We start from the raw sequence: 16,515 nt of genomic DNA, 5'->3' as shown, positions 1-16,515 counted from the left end.
CGCGGCTCGCCGCGGCAACGACGACAACTTTACACACATGACCTCCGGGGCCCGCAACCGGGAGGGGAGTTGTGATGTGGCCTACCGAGAAGGCCGCCGCCGCGAAAGGCGGCGGGCCGGGTCGGCGCTGCCACCTTCTCAGGTGAACCCCCGTAGCGCCGAGCCCGGCCCGCCGGCCGACTCTAACGCGCCGCTGCGAGGCGCGGCGCCCGAATCTACTGGTTGCGGCCGGTGGCCTGTCCGCTGATCTCGCTCATCCACGCCGCGTCGACTCCGTCGTGGTAGTTCACGAGCTTGACGGTGTAGGCGGTCGCTTCCACCTTCGCGGTGACGCTGGCGATGACTCCCACGGTGGTGACGCACACTTCGAACGAGCCGACCGGCGAGTCCTCGGCGCCCTGCACGTCCACGCAGTCGGCCAGCTCCCCGGCCAGCGTCGTGTCGGAGAACTCGGTCGAGGCCGACGCGTCCGCCGCGGTCGCCGAGAGCCAGGACGCCACGTCCTCGTCGGAGGGCAGCACGTCGCCGAGCCGCTCCCCGAGCCACACCGCCAGTTCGGTCCCGTCCCCGCCCGTCCACAGCTCGGGGCGGTCCCCGATGACCACCGCGGCCGTCCCGGCCTCCGGGTCCACCGCCACCAGCACCGCGTCCTCCGAGCCCTCGACCAGGTACTCGGCGGTGTAGGCGTGGTCCTCGCCCTCGATGAGGCGGTTGCTCAACTCGGTGAGGGCGACCTGGTCCTCCGAGGCCGCCTCCTCGCCGCCTCCTCCGCTCTGGCAGCCGGCGAGCGCCAGCAGCGCCGCCGCGCCGAGGGCAGCGCAGCGTCGAAGGGGGTTCTGCACGATCATGGGGCTCCACTTCCGTAGTGCCAGGGCGGGGGCGCCGGGGCGTGGCGGCGTCCGGGGGCACGCCTAGCACAGGTGTCTGATCTGAGGTTGGACTCCACCATATAGTGCCCTGGCCAGCACTCATGTAACACGACGGGCGGCGGTCGCCGCCATCGCGTTTTCGCGGCTCGCGGGCATTGCCACTAGGGTCGGGGCGTACGCTAAGGAGCTGTGGCCGGCGCAGTGTCGGGTCGGCCGAAATCCTTCGGACACGGCCCGGTAATGGGGCCGGTCGTCAGATTCGGCTATTTCAGGAGTGACAGTGGCTGCAATTGAAGACATCCGGGCAAGGGAGATCCTCGACTCCCGCGGGAACCCCACGGTCGAAGTGGAGATCCTGCTCGAGGACGACACACTGCAGCGGGCGGCCGTCCCGTCCGGTGCCTCCACCGGCGCCTTCGAGGCCATCGAGCTGCGCGACGGCGACAAGGGCCGCTACCTCGGCAAGGGCGTCGAGAAGGCCGTCGACAACGTCAACGGCCCCATCCGCGACGCCCTGATCGGCATCGAGGCCTCCGAGCAGCGCCTGGTCGACCAGGCCCTCCTCGACGCCGACGGCACCCCGGACAAGTCCAGCCTCGGCGCGAACGCCATCCTCGGCGCCTCCCTGGCCGCCGCCAAGGCCGCCGCGGACTCCGCCGAGCTGCCGCTGTACCGCTACGTGGGCGGCCCGAACGCGCACCTCCTGCCGGTGCCGATGATGAACATTCTCAACGGCGGCTCCCACGCGGACTCCAACGTCGACGTCCAGGAGTTCATGATCGCCCCGATCGGCGCCCCCACCTTCAAGGAGGCCCTGCGCTGGGGCGCGGAGACCTACCACGCGCTCAAGTCGGTGCTCAAGGACCGCGGCCTGTCCACCGGCCTCGGCGACGAGGGCGGCTTCGCCCCCAACCTCGACTCCAACCGCGCCGCGCTCGACCTCATCACCGTCGCGATCGAGAAGGCCGGCTACCAGCTCGGCACCGACATCGCCTTCGCGATGGACGTCGCCGCCACCGAGTTCTACACCGACGGCGCCTACGTCTTCGAGGGCCAGAAGAAGACCGGCGACGAGATGAGCGCCTACTACGAGGAGCTCATCGCCGCCTACCCGTTCGTGTCCATCGAGGACCCCCTCTCCGAGGACGACTGGGCCGGCTGGTCCGCGCTCACCGCGGCCGTCGGCTCCCGGCTCCAGATCGTCGGCGACGACCTGTTCGTGACCAACCCCGAGCGCATCCGCCGCGGCATCGACGAGAAGGCCGCCAACGGCCTGCTGGTCAAGGTCAACCAGATCGGCTCGCTGACCGAGACCACCGACGCCGTCGAGATGGCCCACCGCGCGGGCTTCGGCTGCATGATGAGCCACCGCTCCGGCGAGACCGAGGACACCACCATCGCCGACCTGGCCGTGGCCATGACCTGCGGCCAGATCAAGACCGGCGCCCCGGCCCGCTCGGACCGCGTCGCCAAGTACAACCAGCTGCTGCGCATCGAGGAGGACCTCGGCGACGCCGCCCGCTACGCCGGCGCTTCGGCATTCCCGAAGTTCACGCAGGGAAAGTGAGCAGGGTCGAAGTTCACGCAGGGAAAGTGAGCAAGGCCGAAGTTCACGCCAGTGACACCGTAGCCGCGCGAACCTGAAGCAGGGCTGAAGCGACCTGAAGGGAACCTGAAGCCCGGCCCCGGGAACCGCGGACCGAAGGCCCCCGCGCTCCGGCGCGGGGGCCTTCCGCCTCCCCGGATCGACTAGGCTGGGCCCGTGAACGCGAGCCGCCGACCCAGCCGCCCCGGAGGGCGATCCACCGGACCCGGCCGCACCCGCGCCGCCCGCAGGCCCGCCCCCGGCAGCACGTCCCGCGCCCAGGTCAAGCGGGTCCGCTACCGCCCCGCCCGCAAGGTCTCCCGCCGCGCCGCGGTCCTCGCCCTCGTCCTCTCCGCGCTGGCCCTCGCCTACGCCTACCCGCTGCGCACCTACATCGAGCAGCGCATCGAGATCAACCGCCTCGAGACCGAGCAGTCGGCCCAGCAGGAGCACATCGAGGACCTCGAGGCCGAGCGTCTCAAGTGGGAGGACCCCGAGTACGTCGAGGCACAGATCCGCTCCAGCCTCCTCCTCGTGCCCCCCGGCGAGGACCTGGTCATCGTCATCGACGAGAACGACCCCGAGCGCACCGGTGGCGCGGACAACGAAGAGACCGCCGAGCTGACCTGGTACGACGAGCTGGCCGCTACCTTTGAAGACGCCGACCGGCTCGACTCAGAGGAAACCGAGGAAGCAGCGGAGTGAACACGAAGGTGAACGAGCGGACGCCCCGGGCGGGGGCCCTGTGAAGCCCGAAGCGTGGCCCCAGCGGCCCCAGCCGGTGACCGAGGCCGACGCGGCCGCCGTCACCGCCCAGCTCGGCCGCCCGATCCGCGGCGCGCACGCTGTGGCCTGGCGCTGCCCCTGCGGGCAGCCCGCGGTCGTCGAGACCGAGCCGCGGCTGCCCGACGGCTCGCCGTTCCCCACCACCTACTACCTGACCTGCCCCAAGGCCGCCTCGGCCATCGGCAGGCTCGAAGGCGGCGGGGTCATGAAGGACATGAACGCGGCGCTCGCCGCCGACCCCGAGCTCGCCGAGCACCACCGCCGCGCCCACGAGGACTACCTCGCCCGGCGCGCCCGGCTCGGCGAGGTCCCCGAGATCGCGGGGGTCTCCGCGGGCGGGCTGCCCGACCGCGTCAAATGCCTCCACGCGCTCGTCGGCCACGCCCTCGCGGCCGGGCCCGGCGTCGACCCGTTCGGCGACGAGGCGATCGACATGCTCCCCGAATGGTGGGCGAACGGCAGCTGCGTGCACGGAGAGGAGGCCGCCGAATGACCCGCCGCGTGGCCGGCATCGACTGCGGCACCAACTCGATCCGCCTGCTCATCGCCGACGTCGACGACGAGGGCCGGCTCCACGACGTGGTGCGCCGCATGGAGGTCGTGCGCCTGGGCGAAGGCGTCGACCAGACCGGGCGCCTCTCGGAGGCCGCCTTGGCGCGCACCCGCGCCGCCCTCGCCGACTACACCGCCCAGATCCGCGAGCACGGCGCCGAGGCGATCCGCATGGTCGCCACCTCCGCCAGCCGCGACGCCCGGAACGCCGCCGACTTCACGGCCATGGTCGAGTCCGTGCTCGGCCAGGCCCCCGAGGTCATCACCGGCGACGAGGAGGCGCGCCTCTCCTTCACCGGGGCGGTCGCCACGCTGCCGGCCCACGAGGGCCAGCGGCTCCTGGTCGACATCGGCGGCGGCTCGACGGAGTTCGTGCGCGGCACGGGCGCCGAGGTCGCCGCGGCCATCTCGGTCGACGTCGGCTGCGTCCGCATGACCGAGCGCCACCTGCGCTCGGACCCGCCGCTGCCCGGCGAGCTCGACGCCGCGGTCGCCGACATCACCGCGGTGGCCGACAAGGCGCTCGCGGTGGCCGACGCCGACCGCGAGGCGACCGAGCTGGTGGCCGTGGCCGGGACGGCGACCACGATCGCCGCGATCAGCCTGGGCCTCGACGCGTACGATCCGGAGGCGATCGACGGCACCCGCCTGACCTACGCCGAGGTCGCCCGGGTCGCCGCCGACCTGGCCGCCGCCGACCACGCCGCCCGCCTGGCGATCCCGGTGATGCACCCGGGCCGGGCCGACGTCATCGTCGGCGGGGCCCTGGTGCTGCGCACCATCATGGAGCAAAGCGGGATCGACGCGGTGCTCATCAGCGAGCACGACATCCTCGACGGCATCGCGCTGTCGGCCTAGGCCCTGTTGGCGAACGCCGCGGGTCGTCGTGCCGCCGCCATCCGAACCGGTCGCCGCGCGCGGGCGGCCGAGGGCCCGCGTCAGCGGTCCTCCGGAGGCGGCACCGGCGGCCCGGAGCGGCTGCCGCCTTGCGACCGAACCGATTCACGGACTCGGATACCGGCCCGCCGGGAGTTCGCGAACAGGGCCTGGCGCCTGCGGACGAGTCCTGGACGACGCGAAGGGCCCCGCGATCGATGATCGCGGGGCCCTTCGCGTTCCGCTCACGCGTCCTGGAGTTCGCGGGCCGGGGCCGCCGCGGCGCGCCACAGCGCGGCCGCGAGCCACAGGGCCGCCACCATGACCAGCGCGCCCCAGGCGATCCGGGCCGAGTGGGGCAGGAAGTACTGCGGCAGCATCGTCGCCAGGAGCACGGCGAGCGGGACGGCGCTCCAGCGGTGCAGGGTCCCCGAGCGCCACACGGCCACGGCGGCGAGTACCGCGGCGACGGCGATCAGGACCAGCCCGATCGCGAAGACGGACATGGCGGTCGGGTCGTAGCGGAAGGCGTCGCCGACCTCGGTCAGCGAGGCGTCCCCGTCCGCGACGGCGCGAGCGCCGATCGCCTTGAGGCCGTAGACCTCCGCGCCGTAGTACGAGATCGTCAGGGCCGATCCGATGTAGCCGACGGTCGCGGCCGCGAACGCGGTCCGCTCGTTCCGGTTCCCTTCCAGGAGCCCGCGGATCGCGCCGTAGCCGAGCGGGATGAGGATGAGGCCGACGATCGCGGCGACGTGCGCGATCGTCCATCCGGCGCTGGTCCAGGACGCGGCCCCGGCGAGGGTGGTCTGGTCCTCGCGCGGCGCGGCGGCCTCGTAGACGGCGAACAGGATCCCGGCGAGGCCGAAGGCGACGGCGCCCATGCGGGCGCGGGGGTCGGGGGCGGTGCGGGGGAGGGACATGGAGGCTCCTAGTGGGTTCACTGCTCACTTTAGCGAGCGGCGCTCTCTGTTGAGAGCAATGATTGCACATCGCCTCCGGCAATGCAAGAGCAGTGCTCTCGTTTCTGTACACTGGTCTGATGAACGCACCGAGAACCGCCCGCGAACGCGCCCGCGCCGAACTGACCAGGGAGATCCTGGCCGCCGCCCGGCGGCAGCTCGGCGAGGCCGGCGCCGCCGGGCTCTCACTCCGCTCCGTCGCCCGCGAACTCGGCATGGCCTCCTCCGCCGTCTACCGCTATTTCGCCAGCCGGGACGAGCTGCTCACCTCGCTGCTCGTCGAGGCGTACAGCGAGATCGGCGAGGCCGCGATCGAAGCCGACCGGCCGGAGGCCGCACCGGAGGCCCGCTGGCTCGCCGTCTGGCGCGCCGTCCGGGCCTGGTCCCTGGCCAACCGCCACGAGTACGCGCTCATGTACGGCACGCCCGTCCCCGGTTACGCCGCGCCCCACATCACTGCCGAGGTCGCCGGGCGCATGCCGCTCACGCTCGCGCGCATCGTCGCCGACGCCGGGCGCGCGGCGGTCCTGCGCCCGCTCACCGGTCCCGAGTGCGACCCGGCCGCCATCGACCCGGCGATGCTCGTGCTCCTGGAGGGCGAGGCGTTCACCCCCGAGGCCACGGCGCGCCTGATCCTCGCCTGGAACCGCCTCGTCGGCGTCATCGGCTACGAGCTGCACGGCCACCTGAAGAACGTCACCGCCGACGACGCCGCGTTCTTCGACTACGCGGCCCGCTCGGAGGGCGCGAACCTCGGCCTCCCCTTCACCTGGCCGACGGTGCCGGACGGCGGATGAACCGCCCTCCGCCCGCGCCTCAAGGGGTGCAGGACCTCAGAGGAGCACAGCGCCTCAGAGGAAATACAGGCCGAGCGCGATCGCGGCCACCACGAGCACCGCGGCGACCGCCGCGACCACCCAGGGCCAGCGCTTGAGGGGCCGGTGCTCGGAGACGTCGCCCACGACCACGGTCACGTTGTCGGGGCCGCCGCCCTCCAGGGCGAGCCGCACCAGCTCGTCCGCGGCCGCCTGCGGCTCGGCGAAGTCGCGCAGGACGCCCTCGATGACCGCGTCGTCCACGACGTCGCTCAAGCCGTCGGAGCACAGCATGTACCGGTCGCCGAGCTTCGCGGGCCGGGTCTCGAAGTGCGCGGGGGCGGGGTTGGCCTGGAGCACGCGCGTGACCACCGACTTGTACGGGTGGTCCTGCGCCTCGGCGGGGGTGATCGCGCCCTCGTCCACCAGGTGCTGGACGTACGAGTCGTCCACCGTCACCTGCACGAAGTCCTCGCCGCGCACCTGGTACGCGCGCGAGTCGCCGATATGGACGATGTCGACCGCGTCGTCGCCGAGCCACAGGCCCGTCAGCGTGGTCGCCATCCCCTCGGACTCGGGGTTCTCGGCCACCGCCGCCCGGATGCGGTCGCGGGCGGCCTCGACCACCTCGCCCAGCTCGGCCGGGGCCTCCACGGGGGAGCGGCGGGCCAGCCGCGTCACCTCGGCGATGGTCACCCCGCTGGCGACCTCGCCCGCGGCCGCGCCGCCGACGCCGTCGGCGACCGCGAGCAGGCGCCGCGACGCGAGGTGGGAGTCCTCGTTCAGGTCGCGGACTCTGCCCACGTCGGTGGCGGCGCCGTAGCGCCAGCGCAATTCGGTCACAGGCGATCACCACTGATTCGGCACTGAGTTTCGGCTGTCTGTTCAAAGCTTGGCCGTTCGAGGGACATGGGCGCAAGTGTAGTTGCTGGCCACTCACGGCAGGCGACCGTCGATCCGCGCCCGGCCCCGGGCACCGGACCAGGGCTGTATCCCCCCTTCGTGCCACCCTGCCATGCCGCCGCTGAGCTGCGACGACGCCCCCTTTACAGTGGAGCCAGCCCGCTTCCCACCCCCGAGGAGCCGCCATGCAGACGGTACTGGCCGACCGGTACGTCCTGGAGCAGGAGATCGCCCGCGGCGCGGTCGGCGTCGTGTGGCGCGCCCTCGACCGGGTCACCGGCGACCGGGTGGCCGTCAAGATCCTCCGCCCCGAGCTGCGCGGCGAGACCGAGATCTTCGAGAGCTTCCGGGCCGAGGCCGGCATCCTGCGCACCATCGACCTGCCCGGCGTCGTCGGCGTCAAGGACTTCATCGTCACCGACACCGTGTGCGCGGTCGTCCTCGAGTTCATCGAGGGCCTCGACCTGCGCGAGCACCTGCGCCTGCACGGCCCGCTCCCCGCCGCCGAGGCCGCGCTGCGGTGCGCCTCCGCCGCCGAGACGCTCGCCGCGATCCACCGCGCCGGGTACCGGCACGGCGACGTCAAGCCCGGCAACCTCATGCTCTGGGGCCAGGAGGGCGTCAAGTTCGTCGACTTCGGCATCGCCCGCGCCGCCGCCTCCAAGACCGCGCCCTCCCACGGCACCCCCGAGTACATCGCCCCCGAGGTCGCCTCCGGCGACTCCGCCAGCACCGGCGTGGACAGCTACGCGCTCGGACTGGTCCTCTACGAGGCCCTCACCGGCCACAGCGCCTACCGCGGCGGCTCGATCACCGACGTGGTCGAGCGCCACCTGACGCGGATCCCGGTCAAGCCCGCCGCCGTCGACGCCGACCTGTGGCGCCTGGTCGAGACGCTCCTCGCGCTCGACCCGACCGCGCGCGGCGACCTCGACGCCGTCGCCGCCGAGCTGCGCCGCCTCGCGCCGCGGCTCTCCCGGCAGGCGACCGCGCCGATCGAACCCGAACTGCGCGAACGGGACGCGACGGCCGCCTTCTCCTACGACCCCGTGACCCCGCACGCCCCGCAGCTCGAGCAGGGCGCCCTCGGCGCGCTCCTCGCCGAGGGCGCGCCCGCCGAGCCCGAGGGGCGGGCCCGCCGCGGCCTCCTCGTGCTCGCCGCCGCGGGCCTGGTCGCCGTCGCCGCCGTCGCGGTCTGGGCCGTCACCGCCTTCACGGGCCCCGAGGGCCCGAATACGGACGATGTGGCCGATCCGTCCGAAGAGGCCGTGAGCAGCGCTCCCGCCGGGGACGAGACCACCGCGCCGCCAACGGAACCGGCGACGGAGGAGGGCACCGCCCCCGACGACGACCCCGCCACCGCCGAGGGCCCCGACGCCGAAAGTGACACACCTGCACCTGATTCGGATGATATGTCCGAATCAGAGGGCGACGGCGATGACTCCACAGAGGGCACTTCGGATGGGGACTCGCCCGGATCCGATCTCATCGGATCGCCCATGCCCGACAACTGAAATCGATCGCGACAGTCGATAATGATCTGTGACCGGCGGACAACGCAGCGTCCCCGCCACTCGGGAGGGCGATCGGGATCACATGATTGACATTCTCTGAACAGGCGTTGCAATCCCGACCGGCTCTCCGGCCGTTTCACAAGCCTTGCAGTCGTTTCCGCGGTCGCACCGGTACAGGCATCGGTTCCGGTCTATCGACACATTGGAGCTGTCCACTTGTCAGACCGGCATCCACATGGCATCCTGTCGGCTATGGCAGGAAAAGAACTCAACGCGACCTCAGCAGCATTGCTGGGCTTGCTGCACGAAGGACCGATGACCGGCGGACAACTCATGGCCGAGGCGACCCGCCGCCTCGGTCCGTACTGGACCATGACCCGTTCGCAGGTCTACCGTGAACTCCCGGCGCTGGCCGAGGGCGGACTCGTCCGCGTCGGGAAGCCGGGGCCGCGCGCCTCGGTGCCCTACACGATCAGCGCCAACGGCAAGCGGGCGTTCACCCGCTGGCTCAACGAGCCGGCCCGGATCGGCCAGCTGCGCGACCCCGTCGCGCTGCGCACGGCGTTCCTCGACTACCTCTCCAAGGACACCGCCGAGGAGATGTTCGCGGACGCGACCGAGCAGCACCAGGAGGCCTTGGCAGAGGCCCGCGCGGCTGCGAAGGACTACGCGGACGAGGACCCGAACGCGGCGGTCGCGATGGAGTTCGCCATCGGCTACCACCGCTCGGCCCTCAGCTGGCTGAAGAAGCGGTAGCGGAAAGGCCTCGGCGCGGTTCGAGGTAACGACATCAAGCACGGAGCGGGACGCGGCCCTCGGGCCCGCGTCCCGTTTCGTATGAGCCCGAATACAGGCGTACCCTGATCAGTTGTGACCAGTGTCGATGTTTCCTCCGATCTCCGTGAACTGAAGGCGACGCTCGCCAGCGTCGAGGCCGTCCTCGACCTCCCCGCGCTCCGGCGCGAGCTGGCCGAGCTCGAGGCCGCGGCCGCCGACCCCGGGCTGTGGGACGACCCCGATCACGCCCAGAAGATCACCTCCCGCCTCTCCTACGTGCAGGCCGAGCTCAAGAAGCTCGCCGCGCTGCACGGGCGCATGGACGACGTCGAGGTCCTGTTCGAGCTCGCCGACGCCGAGGACGACCCGTCCGCGGCCGACGAGGCGGCGGCCGAACTCGAGTCGATCCGCAAGGCCGTCGACGAGCTCGAGGTCCGCACCCTCCTGTCGGGCGAGTACGACGAGCGCGACTGCGTCGTCACGGTGCGGTCCGGTGCGGGCGGGGCTGACGCCTGCGACTTCGCCGAGCAGCTCATGCGCATGTACCTGCGCTGGTCGGAGGCCCACCAGTTCGGCACCGAGGTGTACGACGTCTCCTACGCCGAGGAGGCCGGCATCCGCTCGGCCACCTTCGCCGTGAACGGGCCCTACGCCTACGGCCACCTCTCGGTCGAGCAGGGCACCCACCGCGTGGTGCGCATCAGCAAGTACGACAACCAGGGGCGCCGCCAGACCGGCTTCGCGGCCGTGGAGGTCGTGCCGGCCCTGGAGCAGACCGACGAGATCGAGGACATCCCCGAGGACGAGATCCGCGTGGACGTCTACCGCTCCTCGGGCCCCGGCGGCCAGGGCGTCAACACCACCGACTCGGCCGTGCGCCTGACCCACCTCCCGACCGGCATCGTCGTCTCCTGCCAGAACGAGCGCTCGCAGCTCCAGAACAAGGCCACCGCGATGGGGGTCCTCAAGGCCAAGCTGCTCCAGCGCAAGCGGGACGAGGAGCGCGCGAAGGTCGACGAGCTGCGCGGCTCGGCCACCGCCTCGTGGGGCGACCAGATGCGCTCCTACGTCGAGCACCCCTACCAGATGGTCAAGGACCTGCGCACCGGCTTCGAGACCGCCGACGTCAAGGGCGTCTACGACGGCAACATCGACGCCTTCCTGGAGGCGGGCATCCGCTGGCGCAAGAGCGGCGAGAAGGCCGAGTAGCGCCCCGCCGGGGCACGGATCCTATAGGAATTCTCCCATGGGAAGGGGTGCGGCCCGGCCGCGCCGGCCCCCTCGCCGGCCGCCCCGGTCCGTCCGATGCGGACCCGTGCGTGGCCGCGGCGTGACCCTTCGCGGCCCCCGCATGGGCCGCCTGACCATACCGACTTCCCCCGAACGGGCGAAATCGCGTCGTTACCATCGAACGGGCGTGACATATGGGTCCGAAACAGCGGAATATGCCACGCTTGTACTGGAGGCGCCCGACCGCCCCCGGGAATCGGCCGATAGACTCCGCCACGTGATTCAGCTTGAGGGTGTAACCAAGCACTACCCCCGGTCGAACCGCCCGTCGGTGGAGGACGTCAACGTCTTCATCGACAAGGGGGAGTTCGTCTTCTTCATCGGCCCGACCGGTGCGGGCAAGTCCACGATGATCAAGCTCCTGCTGCGCGAAGAGATCCCCGACAAGGGCAAGATCTCAGTCGGGGACACCGACGTGACGCGGCTGCGGCGCTGGAAGGTCCCCGCCTACCGGCGCAGCATCGGCTGCGTCTTCCAGGACTTCCGGCTGCTGCCGAACCGCACGGCGGCCGAGAACGTCGCGTTCGCCCTGGAGGTCATCGGCAAGCCCCGCTCGGTGGCCCGCCGGGTCGTCCCCGAGGTCCTGGAGCTGGTCGGCCTCGGCGGCAAGGAGCACCGCTACCCGCACGAGCTCTCCGGCGGCGAGCAGCAGCGCGTGGCCGTGGCCCGCGCCTTCGTCAACCGCCCGCTCCTCCTGCTGGCCGACGAGCCCACCGGTAACCTCGACCCCGACACCTCGATCGAGATCATGCGGCTCCTCGACCGCATCAGCAGGACGGGTACGACCATCCTCATGGTCACCCACGACTCCAACATCGTGAACCAGATGCGCCGTCGCGTCATCGAGATCGAGAACGGCCAGATCGTCCGCGACCAGGCTCGCGGCGTCTACGGCTAAGCGGAAGGCAGATTCAGAGCACATGCGCGCGAAGTACGTGATGTCCGAGGTCTTCCTCGGACTGTGGCGCAACATCTCCATGACCGTCGCCATGATCATCACCATGGCCGTCTCGCTGACGATGCTCGGCGCGGGCCTCCTGCTGTACAACCAGGTCGACGTGATTGAGGAGTACTACCAGACCAACCTCGAGGTCGTGGTCTACCTCCAGCGCGACGTCGCCGACGACGTGAGCGAGCAGATCGGCGCCGACCTCAAGGCCAGCCCCTACGTGGAGCAGGCCGTCTACGAGTCGAAGGAAGAGGCGTACGAGCGCTTCAAGGACACCTTCGAGGACACGCCCGACCTGGTCAACTCCGTCGACGCCGAGGTCCTGCCGTCCGCGTGGCGCGTCAAGATGAAGGACATCGCCGACGCCGAGAAGCTCATCGCCGAGTTCACCGACCGCGAGGGCGTCTACCAGGTCACCAACCAGCGCGAGATCCTCCAGCAGGTCTTCGACATCCTCGGCGGGGCGCAGCGGCTGACGCTGATCGTCGCCCTCGTCCAGGGCGTCGCCGCGCTCATGCTGGTCGCCAACACGATCCAGGTCGCCGCCTACTCGCGGCGCCGCGAGGTCGCGATCATGAAGCTGGTCGGCGCCCCGAACTGGTTCGTCCAGGCCCCGTTCGTGCTGGAGGCGGTCTTCGCCGGCGTCATCGGCGCGATCTTCGCGTTCGCGACGCTCGTCGCCGCGAAGTTCCTGGTCATCGACGGCCAGTTCGAGAACCTGTTCAGTCTGATGCCGCCGATCAGCATGCAGTCGATCCTGCTGCTGCTGCCGATCCTGGTCGGCGTCTCCGCGGTCATCAGCGCGATCACCGCGTGGATCACCCTGCGGTTCAACATCAAGGTCTGACCCTCCCTATTCGGGGGAGTTGTCCCGAATGCCCTGAACGTCCGTTGCAGATGGACTAAGTTCTGGGCCTATGAGGCGAATCGGATGGCTGCTCGCGGCCCTGCTCCTGGCAGGGACCGCGGGCAGTCCCGCGTTCGGGGTCTCCCAGTCCGAGCTCGATGCCGTCGAGCGCGACAAGGCCGAGATGGCGGCCGAACTGGAGAACGCCTCGGACGAGGTCCGGGCCGCCGGCCAGGTGCTCGCCGAGACCGAGGCCGCGCTGCCCGAGGCCGAGCACGAGGTCGACGTCGCGCAGGGCCGCGTCGCGGCCGCCGAGGCCGAGGCGGACCAGGCCGAGCGCGAGGCCGAGGCCGCGCAGGAGGCCCTCGACGCCGCCGAGGCCGAGTACGAGTCCGCCGCCGCCGCGGTCGAGGCCGCGCGCGAGGCCCGCGCCTCCATGTTCGCCGCGACCGCCCGCGGCGTCGAGCTGCTCACCGTGGACGCGATCCTCGCCTCGGGCGAGCCCGAGCAGGCCGTGGACGGGCTGTCGTACCTCGAGTTCATGATGGAGGGGAAGAACCTCGCCGTCGAGGAGGTCACGCTCGCCCGCCGCGAGGCCGCGAACGCCGAGAACGCCGCCACCGTCGCCGAGGCCGAGGCGCGGGCCGCCGAGGCCGCCGCCGCCGAGGCGCTCGCCGCCTCGCAGGCCCGCTACGCCGAGGCCCAGGCCGCGCAGCTCGCCGTCGAGCAGCTCATCGACGACCGCACCGCCGCGCTCGCGGTCGCCGAGGGCGCCCGCGACGAGGCGCAGGAGGCCTACGACGAGCTCGAGGCCGAGTCCGAGCGCCTCGCCGACGCGCTGCGCCGGGCCGACACCGGCCCCTCGAACTCCTCTTCGGGAGGCTCCTCCGGTTCGGGGTTCGTCGTCCCCGTGGACGGCTGGAAGTCCTCCGACTTCGGCTGGCGCCGCCACCCGATCTACGGCACCTCCCGCCTCCACGGCGGCACCGACTTCGCCGCGGGGACGGGCGCCACGATCCACGCCGCCGACTCCGGCACGGTCGTCTACGCCGGATGGAACGCCGGCTACGGCCAGCTCACGTGCATCGGCCACGGCGGCGGCCTGTCCACGTGCTACGCGCACCAGTCGAGCATCTGGGTCTCCTCCGGCGAGCACGTGGAGCGCGACGAGGCCATCGGCGCGGTCGGCAGCACCGGCGACTCGACCGGCCCGCACCTGCACTTCGAGGTCCGCGTGAACGGGGAGCGGGTCGACCCGCTGGGGTACCTGCCCTCGTGCCTGTGCCGCTGAGGACCGGCGCGCGTTCGCCGAGGGCGCAGGCGAAGGCGGAAATCGGCTTGGGCGCACAACCGTTCGATCGTTAAGCTTGCTGCGTGTCCAAGAAGCAGCAGGAGAAGGTCAAGCACTCGGGTCCCGAGCGCTCGGTGGTCACCACCAACCGCAAGGCCCGGCACGACTACGAGATCCTGGACACCTACGAGGCCGGCATGGTCCTGTCCGGGACCGAGGTCAAGGCCCTGCGCCAGGGCCGGGGGAACATCGTCGACGCGTACGCCGAGATCCACAACGGCGAGGCGCGCGTCCACAACTTCCACATCCCCGAGTACGACTACGGGACGTGGACCAACCACCCGCCCCGGCGCATCCGCAAGCTCCTGCTGCACCGCGGGGAGATCGCCAAGCTCGGCGTGAAGCTCGACGAGGCCGGCCTGACGCTGGTCCCGCTGTCGGTGTACTTCATCAACGGCTACGCCAAAATGGAGCTCGGGCTCGCGCGGGGCCGCAAGAACTACGACAAGCGCCAGGCCATCGCCAAGCGCGAGTCCGACCGCGAGATCGAGCGGGCCATGGGCCGCGCCGCCAAGCGCGGCGGCAGGTGAGCGGCCCCACGGTCCCCTCCCGGAGGCCGCGGGGAATATCCCGTGGCCGGGCGCCGTTGGACTGGGTTAGAATTCCACAGCACAACTGAACAGGGTGAAACACTCACCGAACCTCGGGGCTGATCGGTTTCGACTCCGTATGTTGAGGTGAGGGAAGCGGGTCGAGGAAGCCAACGCCGTCTCGTAAACCGATGTTGGAAACCAATAAGTGCCAACGCAAAACGCACTGACTTCGCCCTCGCTGCCTAAGCGACGGTGAAGTTGCCGCTCCAGGGGCGCATCCGCTCTGGATTCGCGGCATCATTAAGGATGCTGGGCCGACGTCTTGATCGCTGGGACGTCCGGCCGAGATCTCCGGCGATTAGAGCCCGTCACACCGTCTCGTCCGCGTGATCGGTGGGGCTCGATAAAAGGCACAGCGGACTGCACCCGGAGAAGTCTCACAGATGCAGCGGAGGACCAGGGTTCGATTCCCTGCAGCTCCACGGCCAGGCGCCGGGAACACCATGTGTTCCCGGCGCCTTTTCGCGTCTTCGCCCTGCGGTCGCCCGCGGACGCGGGTCCTCACTCGATCGTGGCCGCGACGCGGTACACCGCCGGGCCCGCCGTGGCCATGGCGGCCGCGCGCCGGGCGTAGGCCGCGGCGGCGGGGTCGGCCCGCGTCGCCGCGGCGTCCTCGGGGGCGCGCCATGAGGCGCAGTTGACGACGCGCGTGCCGTCGAGGCTGGCGTAGATCGTGCCGGACACGTACCCGGGCCGGTGCCGGACGACCGTCTCGGCGCCTTCGAGGAGCAGGGCGACGAGCTCCCGCTGCCGTCCGGGCTCGACTTCGAGAACGTTGATGAACACGACGGACGTGTCGGTCATGGGGACTCCTTCGCGGCGTCGCAGCGCGCTCGGTGCGCGCTGTCAAGGGTCTTGACGAAACGGGGCCCGGAAACGTCAGGTCCGCCCGCCTCACATTCGGGCGGGCCGATTCGTCACTACTGTTGTGAGCGGTGAGCGGACGGGAGCGCAGCACGTGGTCGTAGGCGACGAGGACCGGTCGCTGCTGATGGGCGTGGCGTACCGGCTGCTGGGGTCGGTCGCCGAGGCGGAGGACGCCGTCCAGGAGGCGTACGCCCGCTGGTACGCGCTGCCGGACGGGCACCGGGCCGAGATCGCCTCGCCCGTGGCCTGGATGGTCACGGCGGTCAGCCGCGTCTGCCTGGACGTGCTCGGGTCGGCGAGGAGCCGCCGGGTGCGGTACGTCGGCGAGTGGCTGCCCGAGCCGGTCTCCGCCGCGGCGTGGTGGACGAGCCTGGCGGGCGTCCCCGGGGGGCCCGACCCCGCCGAGCGGATGGCGCTCGACGAGTCGTTGTCGACGGCGGTGATGGTCGTGCTGGAGACGATGACGCCCGCCGAGCGGATCGCGTTCGTGCTCCACGACGTCTTCGGCTACCGGTTCGGCGAGATCGGCGAGGTCCTGGGGCGCTCGCCCGGCGCCTGCCGCCAACTGGCCGCGTCGGCGCGCCGGCGGGTGCGCGAGGCGCCGAGGCCGGTGCGCGCCCCGGGCCGCGTCCCCGTGGTGGAGGCGTTCAAGGCGGCGTGGCAGTCCGGTGACCTGGGCGCCCTGGTCGCACTGCTCGATCCGGAGGCGACCGTGGTCGTCGACGGCGGCGGGCTGGTCAGCGCCGCGACCGCGCCGATCAGCGGGGCCGAGCGCGTCGCCGGCCACCTCCTCGAGGTCCACCGCCGGCTGCCGGGGATGGCGCTCGAGCGGTCCACGGTCAACGCGCTGCCCGGCCTGGTCGCGCGCGACCGCGCCGGCAGGGCGGCGGCCGTCGTCGCCCTGGACGTCGGCAGCGGGCGGGTGCGGCGCCTCTGGGTGATGCGCAACCCCGAGAAGCTCACGACCTGGGGCGCCTGA

At 71.5% G+C, this 16,515-nt stretch carries 17 protein-coding genes and 1 other RNA gene; 14 read left to right on the top strand and 4 right to left on the bottom strand.

Translation table 11 applies throughout. From position 1 onward, the window contains the following. Positions 1–215: 215 nt before the first annotated feature. The gene (locus LO763_RS21685) at positions 216–848 is read right to left on the bottom strand and encodes a hypothetical protein (protein ID WP_230788787.1); all 633 of its coding nucleotides are present in this window, start codon (positions 846–848) and stop codon (positions 216–218) included. A 301-nt stretch (positions 849–1,149) separates the two neighbouring features. On the opposite strand from LO763_RS21685, the gene eno reads away from it, so the two are divergent. The 4 genes from eno to LO763_RS21665 all read left to right on the top strand — a co-directional run bounded on the left by eno (position 1,150) and on the right by LO763_RS21665 (position 4,650). Beyond that, positions 1,150–2,436, top strand: a complete 1,287-nt coding sequence (gene eno / locus LO763_RS21680; RefSeq protein WP_230788785.1) for a phosphopyruvate hydratase — start codon at positions 1,150–1,152, stop codon at positions 2,434–2,436. Positions 2,437–2,631: 195 nt separating this feature from the next. Next, positions 2,632–3,159 (top strand): FtsB family cell division protein, encoded by a 528-nt coding sequence (locus LO763_RS21675; RefSeq protein WP_230788783.1) that lies wholly within the window; start codon positions 2,632–2,634, stop codon positions 3,157–3,159. A 40-nt stretch (positions 3,160–3,199) separates the two neighbouring features. Continuing rightward, on the top strand, positions 3,200–3,733 hold the full coding sequence (locus LO763_RS21670) for a DUF501 domain-containing protein (protein ID WP_230788781.1): 534 nt from the start codon (positions 3,200–3,202) through the stop codon (positions 3,731–3,733). Beyond that, positions 3,730–4,650: a Ppx/GppA phosphatase family protein gene (locus LO763_RS21665; protein WP_230788779.1), complete on the top strand. Its 921-nt coding sequence runs from the start codon at positions 3,730–3,732 to the stop codon at positions 4,648–4,650. The genes LO763_RS21670 and LO763_RS21665 overlap by 4 nt, the downstream gene beginning before the upstream one ends. Positions 4,651–4,913: 263 nt before the next feature. Here LO763_RS21665 and LO763_RS21660 read toward each other — a convergent pair whose 3' ends face one another. Further along, entirely contained in the window at positions 4,914–5,591 is a 678-nt protein-coding gene (locus LO763_RS21660) for a hypothetical protein (RefSeq protein WP_230788777.1), read from the bottom strand. A 119-nt stretch (positions 5,592–5,710) separates the two neighbouring features. Here LO763_RS21660 and LO763_RS21655 point away from each other — a divergent pair, with 119 nt between their 5' ends. Continuing rightward, positions 5,711–6,427 carry a TetR/AcrR family transcriptional regulator gene (locus LO763_RS21655; RefSeq protein WP_230788773.1) on the top strand — a complete coding sequence of 239 codons (717 nt, stop codon included), beginning with the start codon at positions 5,711–5,713 and terminating at the stop codon, positions 6,425–6,427. Between the two features lie 54 nt (positions 6,428–6,481). Here LO763_RS21655 and LO763_RS21650 read toward each other — a convergent pair whose 3' ends face one another. Continuing rightward, the gene (locus LO763_RS21650) at positions 6,482–7,288 is read right to left on the bottom strand and encodes a PP2C family protein-serine/threonine phosphatase (protein ID WP_230788770.1); all 807 of its coding nucleotides are present in this window, start codon (positions 7,286–7,288) and stop codon (positions 6,482–6,484) included. 245 nt (positions 7,289–7,533) lie between these two features. On the opposite strand from LO763_RS21650, the gene LO763_RS21645 reads away from it, so the two are divergent. From LO763_RS21645 to ssrA, 8 genes are all read left to right on the top strand, one after another. After that, entirely contained in the window at positions 7,534–8,862 is a 1,329-nt protein-coding gene (locus LO763_RS21645; protein WP_230788767.1) for a serine/threonine-protein kinase, read from the top strand. A 252-nt stretch (positions 8,863–9,114) separates the two neighbouring features. Then, positions 9,115–9,618 (top strand): PadR family transcriptional regulator, encoded by a 504-nt coding sequence (locus tag LO763_RS21640; RefSeq protein ID WP_230788765.1) that lies wholly within the window; start codon positions 9,115–9,117, stop codon positions 9,616–9,618. Between the two features lie 114 nt (positions 9,619–9,732). After that, entirely contained in the window at positions 9,733–10,848 is a 1,116-nt protein-coding gene (prfB, locus tag LO763_RS21635; protein ID WP_230788762.1) for a peptide chain release factor 2, read from the top strand. Between the two features lie 298 nt (positions 10,849–11,146). After that, positions 11,147–11,827 (top strand): cell division ATP-binding protein FtsE, encoded by a 681-nt coding sequence (ftsE, locus tag LO763_RS21630; RefSeq protein ID WP_230788759.1) that lies wholly within the window; start codon positions 11,147–11,149, stop codon positions 11,825–11,827. A 22-nt stretch (positions 11,828–11,849) separates the two neighbouring features. Continuing rightward, positions 11,850–12,725 (top strand): permease-like cell division protein FtsX, encoded by an 876-nt coding sequence (ftsX, locus tag LO763_RS21625; protein ID WP_230788756.1) that lies wholly within the window; start codon positions 11,850–11,852, stop codon positions 12,723–12,725. Positions 12,726–12,795: 70 nt separating this feature from the next. Continuing rightward, on the top strand, positions 12,796–14,016 hold the full coding sequence (locus LO763_RS21620; RefSeq protein WP_230788753.1) for a M23 family metallopeptidase: 1,221 nt from the start codon (positions 12,796–12,798) through the stop codon (positions 14,014–14,016). An 83-nt stretch (positions 14,017–14,099) separates the two neighbouring features. Further along, the gene (gene smpB, locus LO763_RS21615; protein WP_369432052.1) at positions 14,100–14,606 is read left to right on the top strand and encodes an SsrA-binding protein SmpB; all 507 of its coding nucleotides are present in this window, start codon (positions 14,100–14,102) and stop codon (positions 14,604–14,606) included. 115 nt (positions 14,607–14,721) lie between these two features. After that, positions 14,722–15,094, top strand: a transfer-messenger RNA (tmRNA) gene (gene ssrA / locus LO763_RS21610). A gap of 76 nt (positions 15,095–15,170) precedes the next feature. Here the strand turns inward: ssrA and LO763_RS21605 are convergent. After that, complete coding sequence (locus LO763_RS21605; protein ID WP_230788750.1) at positions 15,171–15,473, bottom strand: antibiotic biosynthesis monooxygenase; 303 nt, start codon at positions 15,471–15,473, stop codon at positions 15,171–15,173. A gap of 124 nt (positions 15,474–15,597) precedes the next feature. Here LO763_RS21605 and sigJ point away from each other — a divergent pair, with 124 nt between their 5' ends. Further along, positions 15,598–16,515 carry an RNA polymerase sigma factor SigJ gene (sigJ, locus tag LO763_RS21600; RefSeq protein ID WP_230788748.1) on the top strand — a complete coding sequence of 306 codons (918 nt, stop codon included), beginning with the start codon at positions 15,598–15,600 and terminating at the stop codon, positions 16,513–16,515.

This window comes from Glycomyces amatae (genome assembly GCF_020991375.1).
GTDB classification, from domain to species: domain Bacteria; phylum Actinomycetota; class Actinomycetes; order Mycobacteriales; family Micromonosporaceae; genus Glycomyces; species Glycomyces amatae.
The sequence above is the reverse complement of the archived record's forward strand: the minus strand, read 5'-3'. Positions and strand labels throughout refer to the sequence as shown.

Coding starts and splice junctions, on each gene's coding strand:
- LO763_RS21685 (WP_230788787.1), bottom strand. CDS start 848: ATGATCGTGCAGAACCCCCTTCGACGCTGCGCTGCCCTCGGCGCGGCG.
- LO763_RS21665 (WP_230788779.1), top strand. CDS start 3,730: ATGACCCGCCGCGTGGCCGGCATCGACTGCGGCACCAACTCGATCCGC.
- LO763_RS21660 (WP_230788777.1), bottom strand. CDS start 5,591: ATGTCCCTCCCCCGCACCGCCCCCGACCCCCGCGCCCGCATGGGCGCC.
- LO763_RS21655 (WP_230788773.1), top strand. CDS start 5,711: ATGAACGCACCGAGAACCGCCCGCGAACGCGCCCGCGCCGAACTGACC.
- LO763_RS21645 (WP_230788767.1), top strand. CDS start 7,534: ATGCAGACGGTACTGGCCGACCGGTACGTCCTGGAGCAGGAGATCGCC.
- LO763_RS21640 (WP_230788765.1), top strand. CDS start 9,115: ATGGCAGGAAAAGAACTCAACGCGACCTCAGCAGCATTGCTGGGCTTG.
- ftsX (WP_230788756.1), top strand. CDS start 11,850: ATGCGCGCGAAGTACGTGATGTCCGAGGTCTTCCTCGGACTGTGGCGC.
- LO763_RS21620 (WP_230788753.1), top strand. CDS start 12,796: ATGAGGCGAATCGGATGGCTGCTCGCGGCCCTGCTCCTGGCAGGGACC.
- LO763_RS21605 (WP_230788750.1), bottom strand. CDS start 15,473: ATGACCGACACGTCCGTCGTGTTCATCAACGTTCTCGAAGTCGAGCCC.